We start from the raw sequence: 21,480 nt of genomic DNA, 5'->3' as shown, positions 1-21,480 counted from the left end.
CGTGCCATAACGAGACCGTTATGCCCAGATTGCCGACCGTGATACTGCTGTCGCTGCTGACCTGGACCGCAACGGCTGGCGCGATGACTCTCACTGATGATGAGCGTAGCTGGCTGACGGACCATCAGGAGCTGCGCCTTGGGGTGGATGCGTCATGGCCACCCTTTGAATACCGTGATGAAAATGGCCGCTACCAGGGCCTGGCCGCCGATTATGTACGCCTGATCCAGGATCGCCTGGGCATCAGGGTCAAGTTGATCGAGCCGGCGAACTGGACCGCCGTGCTCGAACAAGCGCGCAACAATCAGCTCGATCTGCTACCCGGCGTCATGTCCACCCCGGAACGCCAGAGCTTCCTGGCCTTCACGCGCCCCTATATCGACTTTCCCATCGTGATACTGGCCCATGAAGGCGGTGCGAAACCACGCAGCCTCAAGGACTTGTACGGACTGAAAATCGCCGTGGTGGAAAACTACGCGCCCCATGAATTACTGCGCACCCACCACCCGGACCTCAATCTCGTCGCGATGCCTAACGTCAGCTCCACGCTGCAGGCCCTGGCCATCGATGAAGTGGATGCGGTAGTCAGTGACCTGGCGTCCAGCGTCTGGAGCCTGCGCCAACTGAAACTCGATGGTTTATACGTCAGCGGTGAAACGCCCTACCGCTATCAGTTGGCAATGGGCGTGCCACGGGATGAAAAAATACTGGTGGGCATCCTGGACAAGGTCCTCGCCGATCTCAGCCCAACCGAAACCGATGCGATCCAGCAGCACTGGGTGGGCAGTTTCAGCGATCACCGCACGTTCTGGGCAGATTTGTTGATGTACGGCCTGCCTGCGGTGTTGCTGCTGAGTACCGTGCTGGCCATAGTCATTCGAATCAATCGCCGGCTCAGCTCGGAAATTTCCCGCCGAGTGGCCCTTGAGCAGCAACTGCGCAGCAGCGAGTACCACTATCGCGGCCTGGTGGAGAGCCTGTCCGCCATCGCCTGGGAAGCCAGCATCAGCGATTTCACCTACAGCTACGTGTCGCCCCATGCTGAGGAACTGCTTGGCTACCCCCGTGCCCACTGGCTGATCCCCGGCTTCTGGCGCAACATCATTCACCCCGCCGACCTGGTGCGCGCCGAAACCTATTGCTACCGTGAAACCCGCGCTAACCGTGATCACAGCATCGACTACCGTGTCATCACTGCCGACGGCCGCTGCCTGTGGGTGCGCGACATTGTCAGCCTGATCAAATACGGTCCGGAACCGGTGCTGCGCGGTCTGATGATCGACATCAGCGAGGCCAAACGTACGGAAGAGGCACTGCTGCTGTCCGAGCAGAAGTTCGCCAAGGCGTTTCATGCCTCCCCCGATGGCTTGTTGCTGAGCCGTCAAAGCGATGGCCTGCTGATAGAAGTGAACGAAGGCTTCAGCCACCTGACCGGTTACACCAGTGCCACCTCGCTCGATCAATCCACCCTGGACCTCGGCATATGGGTCGACCTCAATGAACGCAAGCACATGCTGGAATTGATGGAGCGCGACGGCTTTGTGCGCGACTTCATCTGCCGTATTCGCCACGTCGATGGCCGGATTCGCCTCTGCGAACTGTCCAGCCGCCCGCTGCCCATCGGCGAAGAAGACTGCATGCTGACCATCGCCCGCGACATCACCGAACGCCAGCAAATGCAGGAAAAACTGCAACAGGCCGCCACCGTGTTCGAAAGCACCGCCGAAGGCGTCTTGATCACCGATACGCGGCAGAACATCAGCGCCGTCAATCGCGCGTTCAGCGAAATCACGGGCTACAGCGAAGCCGAAGCACTTGGCCACACCCCGCGCCTGCTCGCCTCCGGCCTGCACGACAGCGCCTTCTATGCCGCAATGTGGCACCAGTTGACGACCCAGGGACACTGGCAGGGCGAGATTTCCAACCGCCGCAAGAACGGTGAGCTCTACCCAAGCTGGCTCACCATCAGCGCGGTGCGCAATAGCGACCAGGTGGTCACCCACTTCGTCGCGGTATTTGCCGACATCTCCAGCCTCAAGCTTGCCCAAGCGCGCCTCGACTATCAGGCCCATCACGATCCACTGACCGGCCTGCCCAACCGCACGCTGTTTGAAAGCCGTCTGCAAGCCGCCCTCACTGGCCAGCAGGAAAGCGGGAATCAAGGCGCCGTGTTGTTTCTCGACCTGGACCGCTTCAAGCACATCAATGACAGCTTGGGCCACCCGGTCGGTGACCTGCTGCTCAAAGACATCGCCGTACGCCTCAAGGATCAACTGCGCGATATCGACACCGTCGCCCGCCTGGGCGGCGATGAATTCATCATCCTGCTGCCCGGCCTGCAACAGGCCAGCGACGCGCAATACCTGGCGAACAAACTGCTCGATTGCTTCACACCGCCCTTCCAGGCCGGCGAACACGAGTTCTTTATCAGCGCGAGTATCGGCACCAGCCTGTACCCACAGGACGGCACCGATGTCGCCACCCTGGTCAAAAACGCCGACGCCGCGATGTACCGCTCCAAAGCCAAGGGCCGCAACCGCGTTGAAAGCTACACCCGCGACCTGACGGCCCAGGCCAATGAACGCGTGGCGCTGGAGCACGAGCTGCGCCGCGCCATCGAACGTGACGAATTGAGCCTCTATTACCAACCCAAACGCAGCCTGATCACCCACGAACTGATCGGCGCCGAAGCCTTGATTCGCTGGCACCACCCCACCTTCGGCGACGTCCCGCCCGAACACTTCATCGCCCTGGCCGAAGAGAACGGCACTATTTTGCAAATTGGCGATTGGGTACTGGAACAGGCCTGCCGACAGCTGCATGCCTGGCAAGGCGCTTTCGAGGACTTCGGGCCGCTGTCGGTCAACCTCGCCGGCGCGCAGCTGCGACACCCCAATCTGTTGTCGCGCATCGAACAACTGCTGCGCGATTACCGCCTGGAACCCGGCTGCCTGCAACTGGAGATCACCGAAAACTTCATCATGAGCCAGGCGGAAGAAGCACTCGCGGTGCTGCACCAGCTCAAAAGGCTGGGCGTACAACTGGCAATCGATGATTTCGGTACCGGCTATTCGTCCCTCAGCTACCTCAAGCGCCTGCCGCTGGACTTCCTCAAGATCGACCAATCCTTCGTCCGCGGCCTGCCCGACGACCCTCACGACGTCGCCATCGTGCGCGCCATCATCGCCCTCGGCCACAGCATGCAATTCACCATCATCGCCGAAGGCGTGGAGAACCCCGCCCAGCAAGCATTCCTCGCCGCAGAAGGCTGTGAACAGATGCAAGGCTACATCGTCAGCCTGCCCCTGCCACCGGAGCTATTTGCCGAAACCTTCCTTCGTACACGGATGAGGGATTTTACGGATGGCACAGCGAGGAAACCGTCGTTATAATCCGCGTCCAGTTACAAGGGCCTATAGCTCAGTTGGTCAGAGCAGAGGACTCATAATCCTTTGGTCCACGGTTCAAGTCCGTGTGGGCCCACCACCTTCAAGGCCACGTATTACGTGGCCTTTGTCGTTTTATAATTCCCCTTTTTTGCTCTGTCTATTGCTCCATAAAGCCAAAAGTGTCCAAAAAGCGTCCACTGTCATTTTCTCCGCTACGCCCTCATTCCGCTCAGTTACCAACCTTGTTGGGAATCCCATGAGCTCCGAAGTCATTGCGAGTACACGAAGCGAAAACACCACGTTTCGTACATAAATATATTCAACCAATGGTTGAATAGCGTGAAATGCTGCGCAATACTTTACGCAGGTAAACGCACAGTATTTAACGCATCATCGTATGCATATCTGTGTTTCATGTGTATTTCGTATGGAGTAACAGTCATGGCAGCGTTGCTTGAGCGAGCTGATCAGGCCGTATCGGTTACCGCGATGGTTCGAGGATTCAGTGCGAAGCTCAAAGAGGTATCGAGCCGCACCACCGATCATCTGGTTGTGTTCAAAGATAATGAGCCCGCAGCAGTCATCGTAAACGTCCAGGCTTACCAAGAGATGCTTGATGAGCTTGAAGACCTTCGTATTGAAGCGACGGCACGTGATCGATTGGCAAATTTCGACCCACAAAAGGCTATTTCCCACGCAGATATGCGGACCAGGTACGCCAGAAAAGACTAAGGATTTGCGATGGCTTGGGTCGTCATATACCACCCGGATACAGAAGAAGACTTCGATAAGCTTGGTTCTGCGGCGGCAAACCGGATCCTTGACGTGATTGAAGACAGGATTGAAAACGGCGAGCCTGATAAAAGCGGAAAACCTTTAAGCGGCAGCTTGGCTGGGTGTCGCAGAATCCGGACGGGCGACACTCGAATCGTCTACCGGGTCGATGGGAAGAAAATCGAGGTTCTAATCGTTGCTGTCGGAGCTCGCCGTGACAGCGAAATTTACGACACTGCTAAAAAACGAGTCTAAGCCCGCAATGGCGGGCTCCCCTTTGTTACGAGGCAGTAACAACCATTACTGAGAGACTTGAGCCTCCCACCAGCGTGCCGCGAGCATCCATAACAAACGAGTTCACGGAATGCAGCAGCCCACCATTGGCAGCCTGTTAACAGGCGTGGGAGGCCCCACTCACCTCAACGGCGCAACAAACGGTCCAGCACCAACAGAGCCACTGCACCAATCGCGATGGCCGCAACCGGTTTTTCCTTAACGAAAGTCGATACGCTGTCCAGCGCGTCGCCATAAGTTTGAGTCAGTTGCCCGGCAGCTTGGCGCCCAGCACCTTCGGCTTCCAGCTTCGAATCACCAAACAATTTACCCACGGCGCTCTGTGCCTTGCCGGCAAGCTTCTCTGTAACGCCTTCGACTTGTTCACTCTTCATAACTCACCAAACCTTTGCGTGTAAGTGGGAAACCCAGGGTCTGCCTGGGCCAGGGTTATCTGCAAATCTTTAGGGGGATGGGGTCTGGGATAAGTTCAAAGTAGATAAGGCGCCAGAGAGGCCAAACCACGGTTGGAGGGTGGCACTTGAGCCAAAAAAAGCCGCGCATTGCGCGGCTTTCGTGTGTCTGGCGTAGCGGTTCTGTAAGCCGAACCAAGCCTGTAACATGCATGCCCACGACCCCCGCACTGGAGCTTCTCCCCTTGCCCACCCTGGACGAGATCGACCGCCAACTGATCGCCGCCTTGCAGCTCAACGCTCGCGAAAGCGTGGCAATGCTTGCCCGGCAACTCGGCATTGCGCGTACCACGGTGACGTCGCGCCTGGCCCGTCTGGAGAAAACCCAGGTGATTACCGGTTATGGCGTGCGCCTGGGCCAGCGCTTGGCGGATGGCGGTTTGCAGGCTTATGTCGGGATTACCGTGCAGCCGCGTTCGGGCAAGGAGGTGCTGCGCAGGTTGAGTGCAATGGCTCAGGTCCAGCAGTTGTGCGCGGTGAGCGGCGAGTTTGATTATGTGGCGTGGCTGCGCACTGAGTCGCCGGAGCAGCTGGATCAATTGCTCGATCAGATCGGCAGTGTCGATGGTGTGGAGAAAACCACGACTTCGATCATTCTCAGTAACAAATTGGACCGTGGACAACCTATCTGACCAAACAGCTCGTCATAATGACTAAAATAAGTGCAATCCGACGACACATTGCGTCTTATTAACGAGCGCGACGCTCCCTAAACTGGCTGCCATCTTTTCCTATACTCAACGGGCCCTCTCCCGCCGAGTCGTCAGTAAGGTCAGCCATGAGCATTCCGTCCAGCAGCATCGCCAAGCCCCATCGCCACCCCACTGACGGTAAAAAACCCATCACGATCTTCGGCCCGGATTTTCCGTTTGCCTTTGATGACTGGATCGAGCATCCCGCCGGCCTGGGCAGTATTCCTGCCGCCAATCACGGCGCTGAAGTGGCGATCGTAGGCGCCGGCATTGCGGGACTGGTGGCGGCCTACGAACTGATGAAGCTGGGCTTGAAGCCGGTGGTGTACGAAGCCTCGAAGATGGGCGGTCGCCTGCGCTCCCAGGCTTTTGAAGGCGCCGAAGGCATTATCGCCGAGCTGGGTGGGATGCGTTTTCCAGTGTCGTCCACCGCCTTCTATCACTATGTGGACAAACTGGGCCTGGAAACCAAACCCTTCCCCAACCCGCTGACGCCGGCATCCGGCAGCACCGTTATCGATCTGGAAGGCCAGACGCACTACGCGCAAAAACTGTCCGACTTGCCCGCGCTGTTCCAGGAAGTGGCCGACGCCTGGGCCGACGCCCTGGAAGCCGGTTCGCAGTTCAGCGATATCCAGCAAGCGATCCGCGACCGCGACGTGCCGCGCCTCAAGGCACTGTGGAATAAGCTGGTGCCGCTGTGGGACGACCGCACCTTCTACGATTTCGTCGCCACCTCCAAAGCGTTCGCCAAGCTGTCGTTCCATCATCGCGAAGTCTTCGGCCAGGTCGGTTTCGGCACCGGCGGCTGGGACTCGGACTTCCCCAACTCGATGCTGGAAATCTTCCGCGTGGTAATGACCAACTGTGACGACCATCAACACCTGGTGGTCGGCGGTGTGGCGCAAGTGCCCATGGGCATTTGGCGTCACGTACCCGAGCGCTGTGCCCACTGGCCCGCCGGTACCAGCCTCAGCTCATTGCACAGAGGCGCGCCACGGGCCGGGGTGAAGCGCATCGCCCACGCCGCCGACGGTCGTTTCGCCGTCACCGACAACTACGGTGACACCCGCGAGTACGCCGCCGTGTTGACCACCTGCCAGAGCTGGCTGCTGACCACCCAGATCGAATGCGACGAAACCCTGTTTTCGCAAAAAATGTGGATGGCCCTGGACCGCACGCGTTACATGCAGTCATCGAAAACCTTCGTCATGGTCGACCGCCCGTTCTGGAAAGACAAAGACCCGCAAACCGGCCGCGACCTGATGAGCATGACCCTCACCGACCGCCTGACCCGTGGCACCTATCTGTTCGATAACGGCGACGACAAGCCGGGCGTGATCTGCCTGTCCTACTCGTGGATGAGCGACGCGCTGAAAATGTTGCCCCAGCCCATCGACAAGCGGGTCAAGCTGGCACTCGACGCGCTGGCCAAGATCTACCCGAAAGTCGACATCAAGGCACGCATCATCGGCGACCCGATTACTGTGTCCTGGGAAGCTGATCCGCATTTCCTCGGTGCCTTCAAAGGCGCGTTGCCCGGCCATTATCGGTATAACCAGCGCATGTATGCGCACTTCATGCAGAAGGACATGCCCGCCGAGCAACGTGGGATTTTTATCGCCGGCGACGACGTTTCCTGGACACCGGCCTGGGTTGAAGGCGCGGTGCAGACCTCGCTGAACGCGGTGTGGGGCATCATGACCCACTTCGGCGGCAGCACCCACCCGGAAAACCCGGGGCCCGGCGATGTGTTTGACGAAATTGGGCCCATCGCCCTGCCCGAATAAGGAGCCTGACATGCGTGTCGCCCTGTACCAATGCCCGCCACTGCCGCTGGATGTCGCCGGTAATCTCACACGCCTGCGGCAACTGGCGCACGAAGCAGCGGGAGCCGATGTGCTCGTGTTGCCGGAGATGTTCCTCACGGGCTACAACATTGGCGCCGAGGCTGCAGGCGCCTTGGCCGAGGCTCAGAATGGCGAGTCTGCCCAAACCATTGCCGACATCGCGCAAAGTGCCGGGTTGGCGATTCTGTACGGTTATCCGGAGCGGACCGAGGATGGCCAGGTCTACAACGCCGTGCAGTTGATCGACGCCCACGGCACACGCCTGTGCAACTACCGCAAGACGCATCTGTTTGGCGACCTGGACCATTCGATGTTCAGCGCCGGTGACGACGACTTCCCGTTGGTGGAATTGAACGGCTGGAAGCTGGGTTTGCTGATTTGCTACGACCTGGAGTTTCCGGAAAACACGCGTCGCCTGGCCCTGGCCGGTGCCGAGTTGATCCTGGTGCCCACCGCCAATATGGTGCCGTTCGACTTTGTCGCCGACGTCACCGTGCGAGCGCGGGCGTTCGAGAACCAGTGTTTCGTGGCCTACGCCAATTACTGTGGGCACGAGGGCGATATTCACTACTGCGGCCAAAGCAGCATTGCCGCGCCGGATGGTCAGCGCATCGCCCAGGCGGGGCTGGATGAAACGTTGATCGTCGGCACGCTTGAGCGGCAAGCGATCCTCGACGCCCGCGCCGCCAATCACTACTTGCAGGACCGTCGCCCCGAGCTTTACGGCGCACTGCACAAGCCCTGACCCACCGGGTTTGCTAGCATAGGCACTTGCCCCGTTTCGGAAGTGCCCATGCCTGCGCCGGTTCACCCTCACCCTCTGCACCTGACTTTGGCCAATGGCCTGCACCTTTGCCTGCGCCATGCGCCGCGCTTGAAGCGCTGCGCCGCCGTTTTACGCGTGGCGGCGGGCAGTCATGACGCGCCGTTGGCATGGCCGGGGCTGGCGCATTTTCTAGAGCACTTGTTGTTTCTGGGAACTGAGCGTTTTCCTACAGGCGAAGGGCTGATGGCCTACGTACGGCGTCATGGCGGGCAAGTGAATGCCAGCACCCGGGAGCGCGTCACCGAGTTCTTTTTCGAGCTGCCGGTGTCGACCTTCGACGAAGGGCTGGTGCGCTTGGCCGACATGCTGACGCACCCTCGCCTGGCCATTGACGACCAACTGCGCGAGCGCGAAGTGCTGCATGCGGAGTTCGTGGCATGGTCTCGGGATGCCAAGGCGCAGCAACAGGTAGCCTTGCTGAAAGGCCTGGCCGCTGATCATCCGCTGCGCGGCTTTCATGCGGGCAATCGCGACAGCCTGCCAGTGGAACGTGAGGCCTTTCAGCAGGCGCTGCGCGAATTTCATCAGCGCTTCTATCAAAGCGGGCAGATGACATTGAGCCTGGCCGGCCCGCAATCCCAGGAAGACCTGGAAGCGCTGGCGCAGCGATTCAGTACGCAGTTGAGCCCTGGCCCGCGGCATCCCCAGGCTGCGCCACCGGCGCTGATGGACGGGCAAGCGCGGGGCTATCAGCACGTTGCCGATCATCATCTGCACCAGGTCATCACCTGTGATGCACCGCGCGAAGCGCTGGCGTTTCTCTGTACCTGGCTCAACAGTGCGGCGCCGGGCGGCTTGCTCGCTGAACTCAAGGATCGACGCCTGGCAACGGCAGTGCACGCCTCGGTGCCGTATCACTTTGGCGGACAGGCCGTGCTGGATATCGACTTTACCCTCGACACCCAAAGCGACTCGACCACACAGATCGAGGCGCTGTTGTACGACTGGCTGAGTTTTTTCGCACACAGCGACTGGGCGCCGTTACGCGAAGAGTTCGCCTTGCTCACTGCGCGCCAGCAGCAGGTCCAGGGCGCCCTGGCGCTGGCACGCAACGACACCGAAGATTTATCGGAGCAAAGCCTCGCAGCCCTCAAGGCCATGCTCGACGCCTTGCACCTGCCGCCTGCCACGCGCGGGTGGCAGCTTCCACCGAATAACCCGTTCCTGCGCCCGCCCGTCAAGGAAGAACGGGCCGGCTTGATTCGCGGCCAGACCAGCGCCCACCGTGGCTTGCGCACATTCGCCCAGGATCGCTCACGGGGACGACGGGACCTGTCGGCGCTGACCTTCAGCCAGGCCTTGGCCAATGACACTGACGAAGGCGCGCTGTACCTGCGCTGGCGATTTGACTGCGGCGTGCCTGCCGGTCTGGAAAACCTGTTGCAGCCGCTGCGCGAGCGTGCCGCTCAGGCAGGTGTCGAGTTGTGTTTCGAAACCATCGCCAATGACTGGCAGGTAAAAATGCTTGGCGTCCACGAACCCATGCCCGCCGTGCTCGAAGTGCTGGCGCACTGCTTGACCACTGCCGATGCACATCTGCCGCCACCGCCCTCGGCACCGATGATCGCCATCCGCGAACTGCTCAAGGCATTGCCCGGTTGCTGTGCCGGTGTTCAGCCAACGTCCCAGGCAACCCCAGCCTCATGGGCCACCGCGCGTTGGCATGGGCTGGGCGCAGGTTTACCGGCAGCCTGTGAAGCGGCCATCAAAACCGCCTCGGCACGACTGCCTGGGCAACCTGCACCGCTTCAGTATCCGCCTGAAAATCTCCAGGACCAGCGTCTCTGGCATGAGATAAACACCGATTCCGGCGAAGCAGCGCTGTTGCTGTTCTGCCCGACACCCACCCAGGCCCTGAGCGATGAAGCCGCCTGGCGCTTGCTCGGTCATCTGCTGCAAGGGCCGTTCTATCAGCGCCTGCGCGTTGAACTACAAATCGGCTACGCGGTTTTCAGCGGCATCCGACAGCTCAATGGACAAACCGGCCTGCTGTTCGGCGTGCAGTCCCCCAGCGCTTCCCTGGATGAAATCGTCGAACAGGTGCAGACCTTTCTGGCACAACTGCCGTCATTGATCGAGCGCAGCGCCGACATGGGTAACGAGGCTCTGGCGCAGCAATTCAGGGTCCAGTCACTGCCTATCACCCAAGCCGCCGATTTGCTGTGGCACGCGCACCTGGCGGGTCGCCCATCGGACTACCTGGAGCAATTACAAGATTTGATACAAACCTGCTCGCGGCAAGATGTACAGCGCGCCGCTCAACAGCTGAACGACGCCACAGGCGGCTGGCGTTGCCTCGCCAACGGGCCGTGCCCCCTACGGGCGTGGCACTCGGCCGATTGATCGTTGCCAACCCTGCAACAGGCTTTTTCTTTCAAGACAGCGCTAACTCGAAAAGAATTGCGTAATATTCACACGCAATATCTGAACATCTCCCATGGGAGGTGGACTATATGTACTACTTGGTAGTGAACATCCCCATCCCTTGATAGGAGTATGAATATGACCTGGTCCAAACCTGCCTACACCGATCTGCGCATCGGTTTCGAAGTCACCATGTACTTCGCCAGCCGTTAATTCGCTGGGTACTACAACGCCTCGGTTCGCCCGGGGCGTTTTTGTTTTGAGCTTTGCTGATGGAGCGATCATGTTTGTCCAGATTCTAGGTTCCGCCGCCGGCGGTGGCTTCCCGCAGTGGAACTGCAACTGCGTGAACTGCGCAGGTTTTCGTGATGGCAGCCTGCGGGCCCAGGCGCGTACCCAGTCGTCCATTGCGATTTCCGACGATGGTGTGAACTGGGTGCTGTGCAATGCGTCGCCGGATATCCGCGCGCAGTTGCAGGGGTTTGCGCCGATGCAACCGGGCCGCGCCCTGCGTGACACCGGCATCGGCGCGATCATCCTGATGGACAGCCAGATCGACCACACCACCGGCCTGCTGAGCCTGCGCGAGGGTTGCCCGCACCAGGTGTGGTGCACCGATATGGTCCATGAAGACCTGAGTACCGGCTTTCCGCTGTTCACCATGCTCACTCACTGGAACGGCGGCCTGGCCTGGAACCGTATCGAGCTGGACGCCAGCTTCACCATCAAGGCGTGCCCCAACCTGCGCTTCACCCCGCTGCCGCTGCGCAGCGCGGCGCCGCCTTATTCGCCGCATCGCTTCGACCCGCACCCGGGCGACAACATCGGCCTGATCGTCGAAGACCTGCGCACCGGCGGCAAACTGTTCTACGCCCCAGGCCTGGGCAAGGTCGACGCGCCGCTGCTGGAGATCATGGCCGGCAGCGACTGCCTGCTGGTGGACGGCACGATGTGGGACGACGACGAAATGCAGCGCCGTGGCGTCGGCACTCGCACCGGCCGCGAAATGGGCCACCTGGCGCAGAACGGTCCTGGCGGTATGCTCGAAGTGCTGGAGCAGTTGCCAACGCAGCGCAAAGTGCTTATCCACATCAACAACACCAACCCGATCCTCGATGAAGACTCCCCCGAGCGAGCCGAGCTGGTGCGGCGAAATGTCGAAGTAGCCTACGACGGCATGAGCATTGAGTTGTAGGAGACCTCAGATGACTGATACACCGATGACCCCTGAAGCATTCGAACAGGCCCTGCGCGCCAAAGGCGCCTTCTACCACATCCACCACCCCTACCATGTGGCGATGTACGACGGCCGCGCCACCCGCGAGCAGATCCAGGGCTGGGTCGCCAACCGCTTCTACTATCAGGTGAACATTCCCCTGAAGGACGCCGCGATCCTGGCCAACTGCCCGGACCGGGAAATCCGCCGTGAATGGATCCAGCGCCTGCTCGATCACGATGGCGCGCCCGGAGAAGACGGCGGCATCGAAGCCTGGCTGCGCTTGGGCCAGGCCGTTGGCCTCGATCCCGACCAACTGCGCTCCCAGGAACTGGTGCTGCCCGGCGTACGCTTTGCGGTGGATGCCTACGTCAACTTCGCCCGCCGCGCCAGCTGGCAAGAGGCCGCCAGCAGTTCGTTGACCGAACTGTTCGCGCCGCAGATCCACCAGTCGCGCCTCGACAGCTGGCCGCAGCATTACCCGTGGATCGACCCGGCCGGCTATGAATACTTCCGCACCCGGCTGGGCCAGGCCCGTCGTGATGTGGAACACGGGTTGGCGATCACCCTGCAGCACTACACCACCCGTGAAGGCCAGGAGCGCATGCTGGAAATTCTCCAGTTCAAACTGGACATCCTGTGGAGCATGCTCGACGCCATGAGCATGGCCTACGAACTGAACCGCCCGCCGTACCACAGCGTGACCGCAGAGCGGGTCTGGCATAAAGGGATCACCCTATGAGTTTTGATCGCAGCAAAAAACCGACCTGGCGCCCGGGTTATCGCTATCAATACGAGCCCGCACAAAAAGGCCATGTGCTGCTCTACCCGGAAGGCATGATCAAGCTCAACGACAGCGCCGCGCTGATTGGTGGACTGATTGACGGCGAGCGCGACGTGGCCGCCATCATCGCCGAGCTGGACCAGCAATTCCCCGGCGTGCCGGAACTCGGTGATGACATCGAGCAATTCATGGAGGTCGCCCGTGCCGAGCACTGGATCACCCTTGCCTGAAAAACCCGCTATCGGCCTGCCGCTCTGGCTGCTCGCCGAGCTGACTTACCGCTGCCCGCTGCAGTGCCCGTACTGTTCCAACCCGCTGGATTTTGCCGAGCAGGGCAAGGAGTTGAGCACCGAACAGTGGATCAAGGTATTTCGCGAGGCCCGCGAGATGGGCGCCGCGCAGCTTGGGTTTTCCGGCGGTGAACCGCTGGTGCGCCAGGACCTGGCCGAGCTGATCGGCGAGGCGCGCAAGCTCGGTTTCTACACCAACCTGATCACCTCCGGCATCGGCCTGACCGAACAGAAGATCAGCGACTTCAAAAAGGCCGGCCTGGACCATATCCAGATCAGCTTCCAGGCCAGCGACGAACAGGTCAACAACCTGCTGGCCGGTTCGAAGAAAGCCTTCGCGCAAAAACTCGAAATGGCCCGCGCGGTAAAAGCCCACGGTTACCCGATGGTGCTGAACTTCGTCACCCACCGGCATAACATCGACAAGATCGACCGCATTATCGAGCTGTGTATCGCGCTTGAGGCGGACTTTGTCGAGCTTGCCACTTGCCAGTTCTACGGCTGGGCACAGCTCAACCGTGTGGGGTTATTGCCGACCCGGGAACAACTGGTGCGCGCCGAACGCATCACCAACGAATACCGCGCGAGGCTCGAAGCCGAAGGCCACCCGTGCAAGTTGATTTTTGTCACGCCGGATTACTACGAAGAACGTCCGAAAGCCTGCATGAATGGCTGGGGCAGTATTTTCCTGACAGTCACGCCGGACGGTACCGCCCTGCCCTGTCATGGTGCCCGACAGATGCCGGTGCAGTTTCCCAATGTGCGCGACCACAGCATGCAGCACATCTGGTACGACTCGTTCGGTTTCAACCGCTTTCGCGGCTACGACTGGATGCCCGAGCCGTGCCGTTCATGCGATGAGAAGGAAAAGGACTTCGGCGGCTGCCGCTGCCAGGCTTTCATGCTCACCGGGGATGCGAGTAACGCAGACCCGGTGTGCAGCAAGTCCGAGCAGCACGGCATCATCCTGCAAGCGCGGGAAGAAGCCGAACATGCCACCCAGACCATTGAACAGCTGGCGTTTCGCAATGAGCGCAATTCACGCCTCATCGCAAAAGGCTGAGGGCCTCAGCGCTTGGCGATGATGTACACGGCGTGAATGATGCCGGGGAAGTAACCGCACAGGGTCAGCAGGATGTTCAGCCAGAATGCGCCGCCAAATCCTACTTGCAGGAACACACCCAGTGGCGGCAGCAGAATGGCGATGATGATACGAATGATGTCCATGGGTCAGCTCCAGAAAATCGGCTCGTGTGAGCCGTGTAGCTAATCGACATTGGCGCTTCGTGAGGGTTCAGTGGTTTCTGGCATTGGGCCATCTCATGCCAGAATCTGCAGGCCATGCTTTTGAACAATGCTCAACAACTTGAGCGCCATGCCGCTGGGTTGTTTTTCGCCGGACTCCCACTGCTTAACAGTCGATGCGCTGGTGTTCAGGTAGCGCGCGAACACGGGCTGGCTGACGTGGCTGCTTTCACGCAAGTGTTTGATCTGCTCGGCTGGCATATGTGCAGGCACCGTTGCTAGACACGTTTCGTCGAACTCACGAAGCGTGGTTTTGCTGATGGCGCCAATTGTATAAAGCGCTTCGGCGGACTGGTGAATAGACTCAAGCGCCTCACTTTTATATTTCCTGGTCATGATGTATCTCCACAAACTCTTTTAAATCCAGCAATTGCTGAATCTGGACATGGTTTAAGTCTTCGTAGAGCTTGGCCAGCAACCGAAAGCCATCCAGTTCACGCTGACTGATATTGCTCTGACTCTGCTTGGCGAACAGCAATTGGTAGACCCAGTAGTGCCTGCCTTTAGCCAGGACAATGGAGCGATGGCGATTTTGGTTCAGCCGCTTCTTCCAAACGCCGGCGCCCAAATTTTCAGCCTGCCCGTTCAGCAAATCGCTGAATGCTTCTTTTAGCTCAGAATCGCTTATCCAAGCTTTGCTGGCTGCTTTCGCAAAATTCCGAGTTTTGAACAATCTGAGCTTCATGAAAATCCTTCTCGAAAACATACCACTCGGTGGTATAGATTAGAAGAGGGCGTTGGGCGCCCCCATCGACATTCCTTGCCGAAGCCCGCTAAAAAGCCATTGTTTCCAACGACGCACAAGCAACCTTTTCAATCCAAAAATTACGCACGCAAAAAAACGCCCCCAGCCAAAAGAATCAGGCTGGAGGCGCCGCGTATCCCGCGAGACGGTTCAGGAAATGGGATCAGACGGCAATGCCCTTGCGGCATTGCAGTTGGGCGGTGCGTACCCGAGAGAAGGCACGGGCCAGGCGTAGGAGCATTTCGTCAATGTGGTTCTTACCGATGTTCAGGGCGGGGGTGAAACGCAGGGAATCCGGCTGCGCAGCCGTGAGGATCAGGCCTTCGTGCAGCGCGGCCTTTACCACCGCAGCCGCGCAATCGTCCGACAGCGTCAGGCCCCATATCAGTCCGTTGCCGCGCAGTTGCCCATGCTCGTAACGGTAGGCCAGGCGGGTAAGGCCTTCTGCCAGGTAGAGGCCGGATTCGCGTACGTGTTCGAGAAAGCCGTCGGTCAACACGGCCTCGAGCACCGCGATCCCCGCTGCGGCCATCAGCGCATTGCCGTGATGGGTACCGTCCAGCTCGCCCGTTTCGAAGCAACAGGCGGTGCCGCGTGCCAGCAACGCCGCCAGCGGCACGCCACCGCCCAGGCCTTTGCCGAGGGTAATGATGTCGGCGCGAATGCCATATTGCTGCTCGGCGAGCAGACTGCCGCAGCGGCCGATCCCGGTTTGCACTTCATCGAGAATCAGCAGGATGCCCAGTTCGCGGCACAGACGTTCGACGCCCTTGAGGTAGTGTTCGGTCGCAGGGATGACACCGGCGGCGCTTTGGATCGGCTCCAGCATGATGGCGACGGTATGCGCATCGACGGCGGCGTGCAAAGCCGGCAGATCGTTGAAAGGTACATGACTGAAACCCGGCAATTGCGGCTCGAAACGGTTTTCCCAGGCAACGGCCGAAGCCGACATCGCGGCGAAGCTCTGGCCGTGGCAGCCGTTGCTCACCGTAATGATGTGATAAGCGCCGCCGCGATGCAGTTGGCCCCATTTGCGCGCCAGTTTGATTGCGGCTTCGCAGGCCTGGGCACCGCTGTTGAGCAGGTAGGCCTGATCGCTGCCGGTGTGATGGCACAGGCGATCAACCAGGTCGAGCTGCGCCCGGTTGTACAAGCCCATGCCCGGGTTGATCACGGTTTGCATCTGTTCGGTGATGGCGTCGCGCACCGCTTGTGGGCTATGGCCGAGGCTGTTGGCGCCGCCGCCCTGGCTGAAATCCAGGTAGGCACGGCCGTTACTGTCCGAAAGCCAGGCGCCTTGACCCTGGACGAACACCTCGCAGGGACGCGCGACAGTGGGCATCAGGCATTGGTTGGAAAAATCATCAGGCTGAGCATGAAGTACCAGGTCGTCAAGACTGGGCGCCGGACGCCGGAACAGGTTCACAGTTCAGCCCCGATAGCAACCGCACCTGGGTAGGTGTCGGGTACCAACAGCGCGACGCGGTGTTTTGTCTTGCCTATGTAAACGCCATTACCAAAAACGTGAGTCATTGCCCGATTCGGCCCTGTAAGCCCTGCGAATAGGCGCTAGACTAGGCCGCTCGGAGGCCAACGGCCATTTCGATTTTCCAGCTTTTTCGATAAGCAAATCTTATGGATTTCAAGCAACTGCGTTATTTCGTCGCGGTTTATGAGGAAGGCCACGTAGGGCGTGCCGCAGAGCGTCTGTCGATCTCCCAGCCGGCCTTATCGCAGCAGGTTCGCCAACTGGAGCAGAACCTCGACGTGAGCCTGTTCGAACGCAGCAGCAAGCGCCTGCTCCCCACACTCGCCGCACACACGCTGTACAACCACGCCTTGCCCCTGATCGACGGCATGCAGCAAGCCGTGGAGGCGTTGCGTAACTTCAAGGGCCAGGCGATGCGCACCTTGGCCATCGGTGTGCTGCAAACCGTGCACACCAGCCTGGTGCCGCAAATGCTCGAGCGGGTGCGCAAGGCCCAACCGCACCTGGTCGTGCAGATCTACGAATTGACCGGGCTTGAGATCGAGCGGCGGCTGCTCAACGGCTCGCTGGACATCGGCATCAGCTACCTGCCACCCCGCCAACCGGGCCTGCATGGCGTGTTGTTGTACGAGGATGAATTGAAGGTGGTCATCCCTGAGCAACATCCCTTGCGGGAATTCAAGAAGGTCTCGCTGAAACAGGCAGCGGAGTTGCCGATGTTGCTGCTGGGGGAGGAATTCCAGGTACGGCAGATCTGGCAGGGTCAGTTGGCCAACCTGGGCCGACGCCCGCAGGTGCAGGCCGAGCTCAATACCATGGCGGGGATTCTCGACAGCCTGCCTCATACGCAGTTGGCCACTGTGTTGCCGGGGCGTTCCCAGGACGAACACAACAGCCAGTCGCTGCTGTGGAAACCCTTGAGCGAACCCAGGGTGCCGTTGAAAGTCGGTTTGGTGTGCCGTGACGTGCAGCGCCAGCAAGCGACGGTGGCGTTGCTGCGCACGTTGCTCGAAGACGTGATGAATGCCCCGCAGGCGGGCGCCTGACTTTTTCGCGGGCAAAAGAAAACCCCGCCGAAGCGGGGCTTTGCAGACTGTTTCCCTGACATCCATTTCACTCCGCCATCCTGGCAGAATCCTACGTGTCCGTGTTGTTGCTTTGCGCTTCCTGCGCGACGTCCATGTGAAGTAGATTATCCGTGGATCCAATTTGGCGATAGAGGACGATTAGCAGCACGTCATGTAAGAGATTGCTTACACGCACGCTTCGCCCCTAGAACAGTGCTTCATCCATCAGGAACAGCGACTCGCTACCGGCCTTCACCGACGCGCTCAACGAATGAATACGCGGCAACAGGCGCGCAAAGTAAAAGCGCGCCGTGCCCAGCTTGCTGGCATAGAAATCGTCTTCGGCCTCTTTGCCCAACGCGGCCTTGGCCATGCGTGCCCACATATAGGCATACGCCATGTAACCAAACGCGTGCAGGTATTCCACCGATGCCGCGCCGATTTCATTCGGATTGGTCTTGGCACGGTCCAGCACCCAGGCGGTCAATTCGTCCAGGTTGTCCACCGCCGCGCCGAGCGGGCGGGTGAACTCGCCCAGTTGCGCGCCGGCACTGGCGATGAACTGGCGGATCTCATCGGCGAACAAGGTGTAGAACGCGCCGCCGCTGCCGACAATCTTGCGCCCCATCAAATCCAGTGCCTGGATACCATTGGTGCCTTCGTAGATCTGGGTGATGCGCACGTCACGCACCAATTGCTCCTGACCCCACTCGCGAATGTAGCCGTGGCCACCGAACACTTGCTGGCCGAGCACGGTGGTTTCCAGGCCCAGGTCGCTGAGAAACGCCTTGGCGACCGGCGTCAGCAGCGCCACCAGGTTGTCGGCGCGCTCACGGGCAGCAGCGTCTTCGCTGAATTTGGCGATGTCCAACTGCGTGGCCACATAGGTGGAGAACGCACGACCGCCCTCGTTCGCCGCCTTCATGGTCAGCAGCATGCGGCGCACGTCCGGGTGCACGATGATCGGATCGGCCGGTTTATCCTTGGCTTGGGCGCCCAATGGCGAACGGCTCTGCACCCGATCTCGGGCATATTCAATCGCGTTCTGATAGGAGCGCTCGCCGGAAGCCAGGCCCTGGATACCTACCCCCAGGCGCTCGTAGTTCATCATGGTGAACATCGCCGCCAAGCCACGGTTGGGCTCACCGACGAGGTAGCCGACGGCTTCGTCGAAGTTCATCACGCACGTCGCGGAGGCCTGGATGCCCATCTTGTGTTCGATCGAGCCGCAGGTCACCGGGTTGCGGGCACCGAGGCTGCCGTCGGCGTTCACCATGAACTTGGGGACCAGGAACAGCGAAATGCCCTTGGGCCCCGCCGGCGCATCCGGTAGCTTGGCCAACACCAAGTGGATGATGTTTTCGGTCAGGTCGTGTTCACCGCCGGTAATGAAAATCTTGGTGCCGCTGACTTTGTAGGAACCATCCGCCTGCGGCTCGGCCTTGGTGCGAATCATGCCCAGGTCGGTACCAGCATGGGCTTCGGTCAGGCACATGGAACCGGCCCATTCGCCGGAATACATCTTCGGCAGGTAGGTGGCCTTGAGTTCGTCGCTGGCGTGGGTATTGATCGACACGCAAGCGCCCGAGGTCAACATCGGGTACAGGCCGAACGCCAGGCTGGACGAGTTGATCATCTCCTCGACCTGCGCCGACACCGCCTTGGGCATGCCCATACCGCCATACACCGGATCGCCGCCGACGCCCACCCAGCCACCTTCGGCATAGGTCGCGTAAGCCTGTGGGAAACCGTCCGGCGTGCTGACGGCACCGTCCACCCAGCGGCAGCCTTGCTCATCACCGCCACGGCTTAACGGCGCGATGGACTTGGCGGTGACCTTGCCGGCCTCTTCGAGGATGGCTTCAACGGTTTCGGCGTCAACCGTGTCTGCCAGGGCAGGCAACTGCGCCCAGGTGGTGGCGACGTCAAAAACTTCGTTGAGGACGAAGCGCATATCACGCAACGGCGCTTTGTAATCAGCCATGGCAAACCTCGTGAGAACGTGAAAAGTGATTCGATAGGATCGGTTTTACAGGCTCCGAGTGTACCCGAACAACTTTTAAGACACATAGGGTCCGTTCGTGACCGACAAGTATTTGTAAGTCACGAACCAGGCTGTTGCCGCACGTTTACAATGCGAATGCCTGCGCCGGCAGGCTCATCAGGCATTCGCTGCCCGCCTCCACTGCTGCCCTGTGCATCGTGGTGCGCGGTAACAGGCGCTTGAAATAAAAGTCACACGTGGCCTGCTTGGCCTGGGCAAACCCTGGGTCGTCGTGCGCCTGCGCCGCAATCGCCATGCGTAGCCACAGGTAGGCGAGGATGATGTAGCCGCTGTACATCAGGTAGTCCATGGCCGCCGCTCCCACTTCGTCGGGATTGCTCATCGCCGCCGTACCGACCTTCAGCGTCAGCTCGCCCCATTGCTGGTTCAACTGATTGAGCTGTTCGACATGGGCCTTGAGTTGCGGATGTTCGGCATTGGCGGCACAGAACTTATGCACGATTCTGGTAAAGCCGCGCAGCAACTTGCCCTGGCTGCCCAGCACCTTGCGCCCCAGCAGATCGAGCGCCTGGATGCCGTTGGTGCCTTCGTAGATCGGCGCAATCCGCGCATCACGCGCCAGTTGCTCCATGCCCCACTCGCGAATATAGCCATGGCCGCCGAACACTTGCATACCGTGGTTGGTCACCTCCAGCCCGGTTTCGGTCATGAAGGCTTTGCAGATCGGCGTGAGGAAGGCCAACAGGTCCTCGGCCTCCTGGCGCTGGGCGGCGTCGCGGCTCAAGTGCGCGGTGTCGAGCAACTGGGCGGTGAAGTAGGTCAGCGCACGGTTGCCCTCGTTGAAGGCTTTCATGGTCAGCAACATGCGACGTACATCAGCATGCACGATGATCGGGTCGGCGGGTTTGTCCGGGGACTTGGCGCCGGTCAGCGAGCGCATTTGCAGGCGCTCCCCGGCATATTTGATCGCGCCCTGAAAGCTTGCCTCGCCATTGCACAGCCCCTGCATCCCGGTGCCCAGGCGCGCGTGGTTCATCATGGTGAACATGCAGTTGAGGCCTTTGTTGGCTTCGCCAATCAGGAAACCCCTGGCGCCGTCGAAGTTCAGCACACAGGTGGCCGAAGCCTTGATGCCCATCTTGTGTTCGATGGAGCCGCACTGCACGGCGTTGCGTTCGCCGGAATCGGCATGAAACTTGGGCACGATGAACAACGAGATGCCTTTGGTCCCCGCCGGTGCATCCGGCAGCTTGGCCAGCACCAGATGGATGATATTGGCACTCATGTCGTGCTCACCGGCCGAGATGAAGATCTTGCTGCCGGTGAGCGCATAACTGCCATCGGCCTGGGGAACGGCGCGAGTCTTGATCAAACCCAGGTCGGTGCCGCAGTGGGCTTCGGTCAGGCACATGGTGCCGGTCCACTCGCCGGCGGTGAGTTTGTGCAGGTACGTGGCTTTCTGTTCGTCGGTGCCGTGGGCGTGAATCGCCGACATTGCGCCGTGGGTCAGGCCCGGGTACATGCCCCAGGACGTATTGCTGGAGCCGATCATCTCGCTCAGCACCAGCCCGAGGGACTGCGGCAACCCCTGGCCGCCGTAGGCCGGGTCCGCCGCCACGCCGTGCCAGCCGCCTTCGACGTACTGGGCGAAGGCTTGCTTGAACCCCTTGGGCGTGGTCACGACGCCATTGTCAAAATGGCAGCCCTCCTCGTCGCCGCTGCGATTGAGCGGCGCGAGGACGTTTTCGCAGAACTTCGCGCCTTCTTCGAGAATCGCACTGACCATGTCGGGGCTGGCGTCCGTCGCGCCCAGGGCCGCGTAGTGACCATGGAAATCGAACACGTTATCGATCAGAAAGCGCATGTCGCGCAGGGGAGCTTTGTACTCAGGCATGGCGATGTCTCCGGCGGCAGATGGACTCAACCTACTGCCGGCCA

General features: G+C 60.2%; 20 protein-coding genes and 1 tRNA gene. 14 read left to right on the top strand and 7 right to left on the bottom strand.

Annotated elements, in window-relative coordinates; translation table 11 throughout:
- Positions 1 to 20 precede the first annotated feature (20 nt).
- The 4 genes from J1G34_RS17840 to J1G34_RS17825 all read left to right on the top strand — a co-directional run bounded on the left by J1G34_RS17840 (position 21) and on the right by J1G34_RS17825 (position 4,418).
- Positions 21 to 3,392 carry a bifunctional diguanylate cyclase/phosphodiesterase gene (locus J1G34_RS17840; protein ID WP_222994427.1) on the top strand — a complete coding sequence of 1,124 codons (3,372 nt, stop codon included), beginning with the start codon at positions 21 to 23 and terminating at the stop codon, positions 3,390 to 3,392.
- Positions 3,393 to 3,409: 17 nt separating this feature from the next.
- A tRNA-Ile gene (locus J1G34_RS17835) sits at positions 3,410 to 3,486 on the top strand.
- Positions 3,487 to 3,830: 344 nt separating this feature from the next.
- Positions 3,831 to 4,121: a Phd-YefM gene (locus tag J1G34_RS17830; RefSeq protein WP_065894157.1), complete on the top strand. Its 291-nt coding sequence runs from the start codon at positions 3,831 to 3,833 to the stop codon at positions 4,119 to 4,121.
- A gap of 9 nt (positions 4,122 to 4,130) precedes the next feature.
- Entirely contained in the window at positions 4,131 to 4,418 is a 288-nt protein-coding gene (locus J1G34_RS17825; protein WP_122463041.1) for a type II toxin-antitoxin system RelE family toxin, read from the top strand.
- A 164-nt stretch (positions 4,419 to 4,582) separates the two neighbouring features.
- Here the strand turns inward: J1G34_RS17825 and J1G34_RS17820 are convergent, their stop codons facing one another.
- Positions 4,583 to 4,831, bottom strand: coding sequence for a CsbD family protein (locus J1G34_RS17820; RefSeq protein WP_065885492.1), 249 nt, complete (start codon positions 4,829 to 4,831; stop codon positions 4,583 to 4,585).
- A gap of 263 nt (positions 4,832 to 5,094) precedes the next feature.
- Here J1G34_RS17820 and J1G34_RS17815 point away from each other — a divergent pair, with 263 nt between their 5' ends.
- From J1G34_RS17815 to pqqE, 9 genes are all read left to right on the top strand, one after another.
- Positions 5,095 to 5,541, top strand: coding sequence for an Lrp/AsnC family transcriptional regulator (locus J1G34_RS17815; protein WP_065885491.1), 447 nt, complete (start codon positions 5,095 to 5,097; stop codon positions 5,539 to 5,541).
- A gap of 167 nt (positions 5,542 to 5,708) precedes the next feature.
- Positions 5,709 to 7,391: a flavin monoamine oxidase family protein gene (locus J1G34_RS17810; RefSeq protein ID WP_065885542.1), complete on the top strand. Its 1,683-nt coding sequence runs from the start codon at positions 5,709 to 5,711 to the stop codon at positions 7,389 to 7,391.
- A gap of 10 nt (positions 7,392 to 7,401) precedes the next feature.
- On the top strand, positions 7,402 to 8,196 hold the full coding sequence (locus J1G34_RS17805; protein ID WP_065894153.1) for a carbon-nitrogen hydrolase family protein: 795 nt from the start codon (positions 7,402 to 7,404) through the stop codon (positions 8,194 to 8,196).
- A 48-nt stretch (positions 8,197 to 8,244) separates the two neighbouring features.
- Positions 8,245 to 10,620, top strand: coding sequence for a pyrroloquinoline quinone biosynthesis protein PqqF (gene pqqF, locus J1G34_RS17800; protein WP_222994426.1), 2,376 nt, complete (start codon positions 8,245 to 8,247; stop codon positions 10,618 to 10,620).
- 159 nt (positions 10,621 to 10,779) lie between these two features.
- Complete coding sequence (gene pqqA / locus J1G34_RS17795) at positions 10,780 to 10,854, top strand: pyrroloquinoline quinone precursor peptide PqqA (RefSeq protein ID WP_003194766.1); 75 nt, start codon at positions 10,780 to 10,782, stop codon at positions 10,852 to 10,854.
- 70 nt (positions 10,855 to 10,924) lie between these two features.
- Complete coding sequence (gene pqqB / locus J1G34_RS17790) at positions 10,925 to 11,836, top strand: pyrroloquinoline quinone biosynthesis protein PqqB (protein ID WP_065894149.1); 912 nt, start codon at positions 10,925 to 10,927, stop codon at positions 11,834 to 11,836.
- Between the two features lie 10 nt (positions 11,837 to 11,846).
- Positions 11,847 to 12,599 carry a pyrroloquinoline-quinone synthase PqqC gene (pqqC, locus tag J1G34_RS17785; protein WP_065885487.1) on the top strand — a complete coding sequence of 251 codons (753 nt, stop codon included), beginning with the start codon at positions 11,847 to 11,849 and terminating at the stop codon, positions 12,597 to 12,599.
- A complete protein-coding gene (gene pqqD, locus J1G34_RS17780) occupies positions 12,596 to 12,871 on the top strand; it encodes a pyrroloquinoline quinone biosynthesis peptide chaperone PqqD (RefSeq protein ID WP_065885486.1) in 276 nt (91 codons plus the stop codon). Before pqqC ends, pqqD begins: the two co-directional genes overlap by 4 nt.
- Entirely contained in the window at positions 12,813 to 13,994 is a 1,182-nt protein-coding gene (pqqE, locus tag J1G34_RS17775; RefSeq protein ID WP_065894145.1) for a pyrroloquinoline quinone biosynthesis protein PqqE, read from the top strand. Before pqqD ends, pqqE begins: the two co-directional genes overlap by 59 nt.
- Positions 13,995 to 13,999: 5 nt before the next feature.
- Here the strand turns inward: pqqE and J1G34_RS17770 are convergent, their stop codons facing one another.
- The 4 genes from J1G34_RS17770 to J1G34_RS17755 all read right to left on the bottom strand — a co-directional run bounded on the left by J1G34_RS17770 (position 14,000) and on the right by J1G34_RS17755 (position 16,407).
- Positions 14,000 to 14,158 carry a YqaE/Pmp3 family membrane protein gene (locus J1G34_RS17770; RefSeq protein ID WP_003194776.1) on the bottom strand — a complete coding sequence of 53 codons (159 nt, stop codon included), beginning with the start codon at positions 14,156 to 14,158 and terminating at the stop codon, positions 14,000 to 14,002.
- A gap of 93 nt (positions 14,159 to 14,251) precedes the next feature.
- Positions 14,252 to 14,572: a helix-turn-helix domain-containing protein gene (locus tag J1G34_RS17765; RefSeq protein ID WP_065885484.1), complete on the bottom strand. Its 321-nt coding sequence runs from the start codon at positions 14,570 to 14,572 to the stop codon at positions 14,252 to 14,254.
- Positions 14,556 to 14,921, bottom strand: coding sequence for a type II toxin-antitoxin system RelE/ParE family toxin (locus J1G34_RS17760; protein ID WP_222994425.1), 366 nt, complete (start codon positions 14,919 to 14,921; stop codon positions 14,556 to 14,558). Before J1G34_RS17760 ends, J1G34_RS17765 begins: the two co-directional genes overlap by 17 nt.
- A gap of 223 nt (positions 14,922 to 15,144) precedes the next feature.
- A complete protein-coding gene (locus J1G34_RS17755) occupies positions 15,145 to 16,407 on the bottom strand; it encodes an aspartate aminotransferase family protein (protein ID WP_122463034.1) in 1,263 nt (420 codons plus the stop codon).
- 209 nt (positions 16,408 to 16,616) lie between these two features.
- On the opposite strand from J1G34_RS17755, the gene J1G34_RS17750 reads away from it, so the two are divergent.
- Positions 16,617 to 17,516, top strand: coding sequence for a LysR family transcriptional regulator (locus J1G34_RS17750; RefSeq protein ID WP_065885481.1), 900 nt, complete (start codon positions 16,617 to 16,619; stop codon positions 17,514 to 17,516).
- Between the two features lie 226 nt (positions 17,517 to 17,742).
- On the opposite strand, the gene J1G34_RS17745 is transcribed toward J1G34_RS17750, so the two are convergent.
- Positions 17,743 to 19,521, bottom strand: coding sequence for an acyl-CoA dehydrogenase C-terminal domain-containing protein (locus tag J1G34_RS17745; protein ID WP_065894139.1), 1,779 nt, complete (start codon positions 19,519 to 19,521; stop codon positions 17,743 to 17,745).
- A 145-nt stretch (positions 19,522 to 19,666) separates the two neighbouring features.
- Positions 19,667 to 21,436: an acyl-CoA dehydrogenase C-terminal domain-containing protein gene (locus tag J1G34_RS17740; RefSeq protein ID WP_128876019.1), complete on the bottom strand. Its 1,770-nt coding sequence runs from the start codon at positions 21,434 to 21,436 to the stop codon at positions 19,667 to 19,669.
- Between the last annotated feature and the right edge of the window lie 44 nt (positions 21,437 to 21,480).

Source organism: Pseudomonas sp. Wu6, assembly GCF_019891515.1.
GTDB classification, from domain to species: domain Bacteria; phylum Pseudomonadota; class Gammaproteobacteria; order Pseudomonadales; family Pseudomonadaceae; genus Aquipseudomonas; species Aquipseudomonas orientalis_A.
The sequence above is the reverse complement of the archived record's forward strand: the minus strand, read 5'-3'. Positions and strand labels throughout refer to the sequence as shown.

Bases quoted from the DNA above. Each gene is read 5' to 3' on its own strand.
- J1G34_RS17840 (WP_222994427.1), top strand. From the start codon at position 21: ATGCCCAGATTGCCGACCGTGATACTGCTGTCGCTGCTGACCTGGACC.
- J1G34_RS17830 (WP_065894157.1), top strand. From the start codon at position 3,831: ATGGCAGCGTTGCTTGAGCGAGCTGATCAGGCCGTATCGGTTACCGCG.
- J1G34_RS17825 (WP_122463041.1), top strand. From the start codon at position 4,131: ATGGCTTGGGTCGTCATATACCACCCGGATACAGAAGAAGACTTCGAT.
- J1G34_RS17820 (WP_065885492.1), bottom strand. From the start codon at position 4,831: ATGAAGAGTGAACAAGTCGAAGGCGTTACAGAGAAGCTTGCCGGCAAG.
- J1G34_RS17805 (WP_065894153.1), top strand. From the start codon at position 7,402: ATGCGTGTCGCCCTGTACCAATGCCCGCCACTGCCGCTGGATGTCGCC.
- pqqF (WP_222994426.1), top strand. From the start codon at position 8,245: ATGCCTGCGCCGGTTCACCCTCACCCTCTGCACCTGACTTTGGCCAAT.
- pqqB (WP_065894149.1), top strand. From the start codon at position 10,925: ATGTTTGTCCAGATTCTAGGTTCCGCCGCCGGCGGTGGCTTCCCGCAG.
- pqqC (WP_065885487.1), top strand. From the start codon at position 11,847: ATGACTGATACACCGATGACCCCTGAAGCATTCGAACAGGCCCTGCGC.
- pqqD (WP_065885486.1), top strand. From the start codon at position 12,596: ATGAGTTTTGATCGCAGCAAAAAACCGACCTGGCGCCCGGGTTATCGC.
- pqqE (WP_065894145.1), top strand. From the start codon at position 12,813: ATGACATCGAGCAATTCATGGAGGTCGCCCGTGCCGAGCACTGGATCA.
- J1G34_RS17770 (WP_003194776.1), bottom strand. From the start codon at position 14,158: ATGGACATCATTCGTATCATCATCGCCATTCTGCTGCCGCCACTGGGT.
- J1G34_RS17765 (WP_065885484.1), bottom strand. From the start codon at position 14,572: ATGACCAGGAAATATAAAAGTGAGGCGCTTGAGTCTATTCACCAGTCC.
- J1G34_RS17760 (WP_222994425.1), bottom strand. From the start codon at position 14,921: ATGAAGCTCAGATTGTTCAAAACTCGGAATTTTGCGAAAGCAGCCAGC.
- J1G34_RS17750 (WP_065885481.1), top strand. From the start codon at position 16,617: ATGGATTTCAAGCAACTGCGTTATTTCGTCGCGGTTTATGAGGAAGGC.
- J1G34_RS17745 (WP_065894139.1), bottom strand. From the start codon at position 19,521: ATGGCTGATTACAAAGCGCCGTTGCGTGATATGCGCTTCGTCCTCAAC.
- J1G34_RS17740 (WP_128876019.1), bottom strand. From the start codon at position 21,436: ATGCCTGAGTACAAAGCTCCCCTGCGCGACATGCGCTTTCTGATCGAT.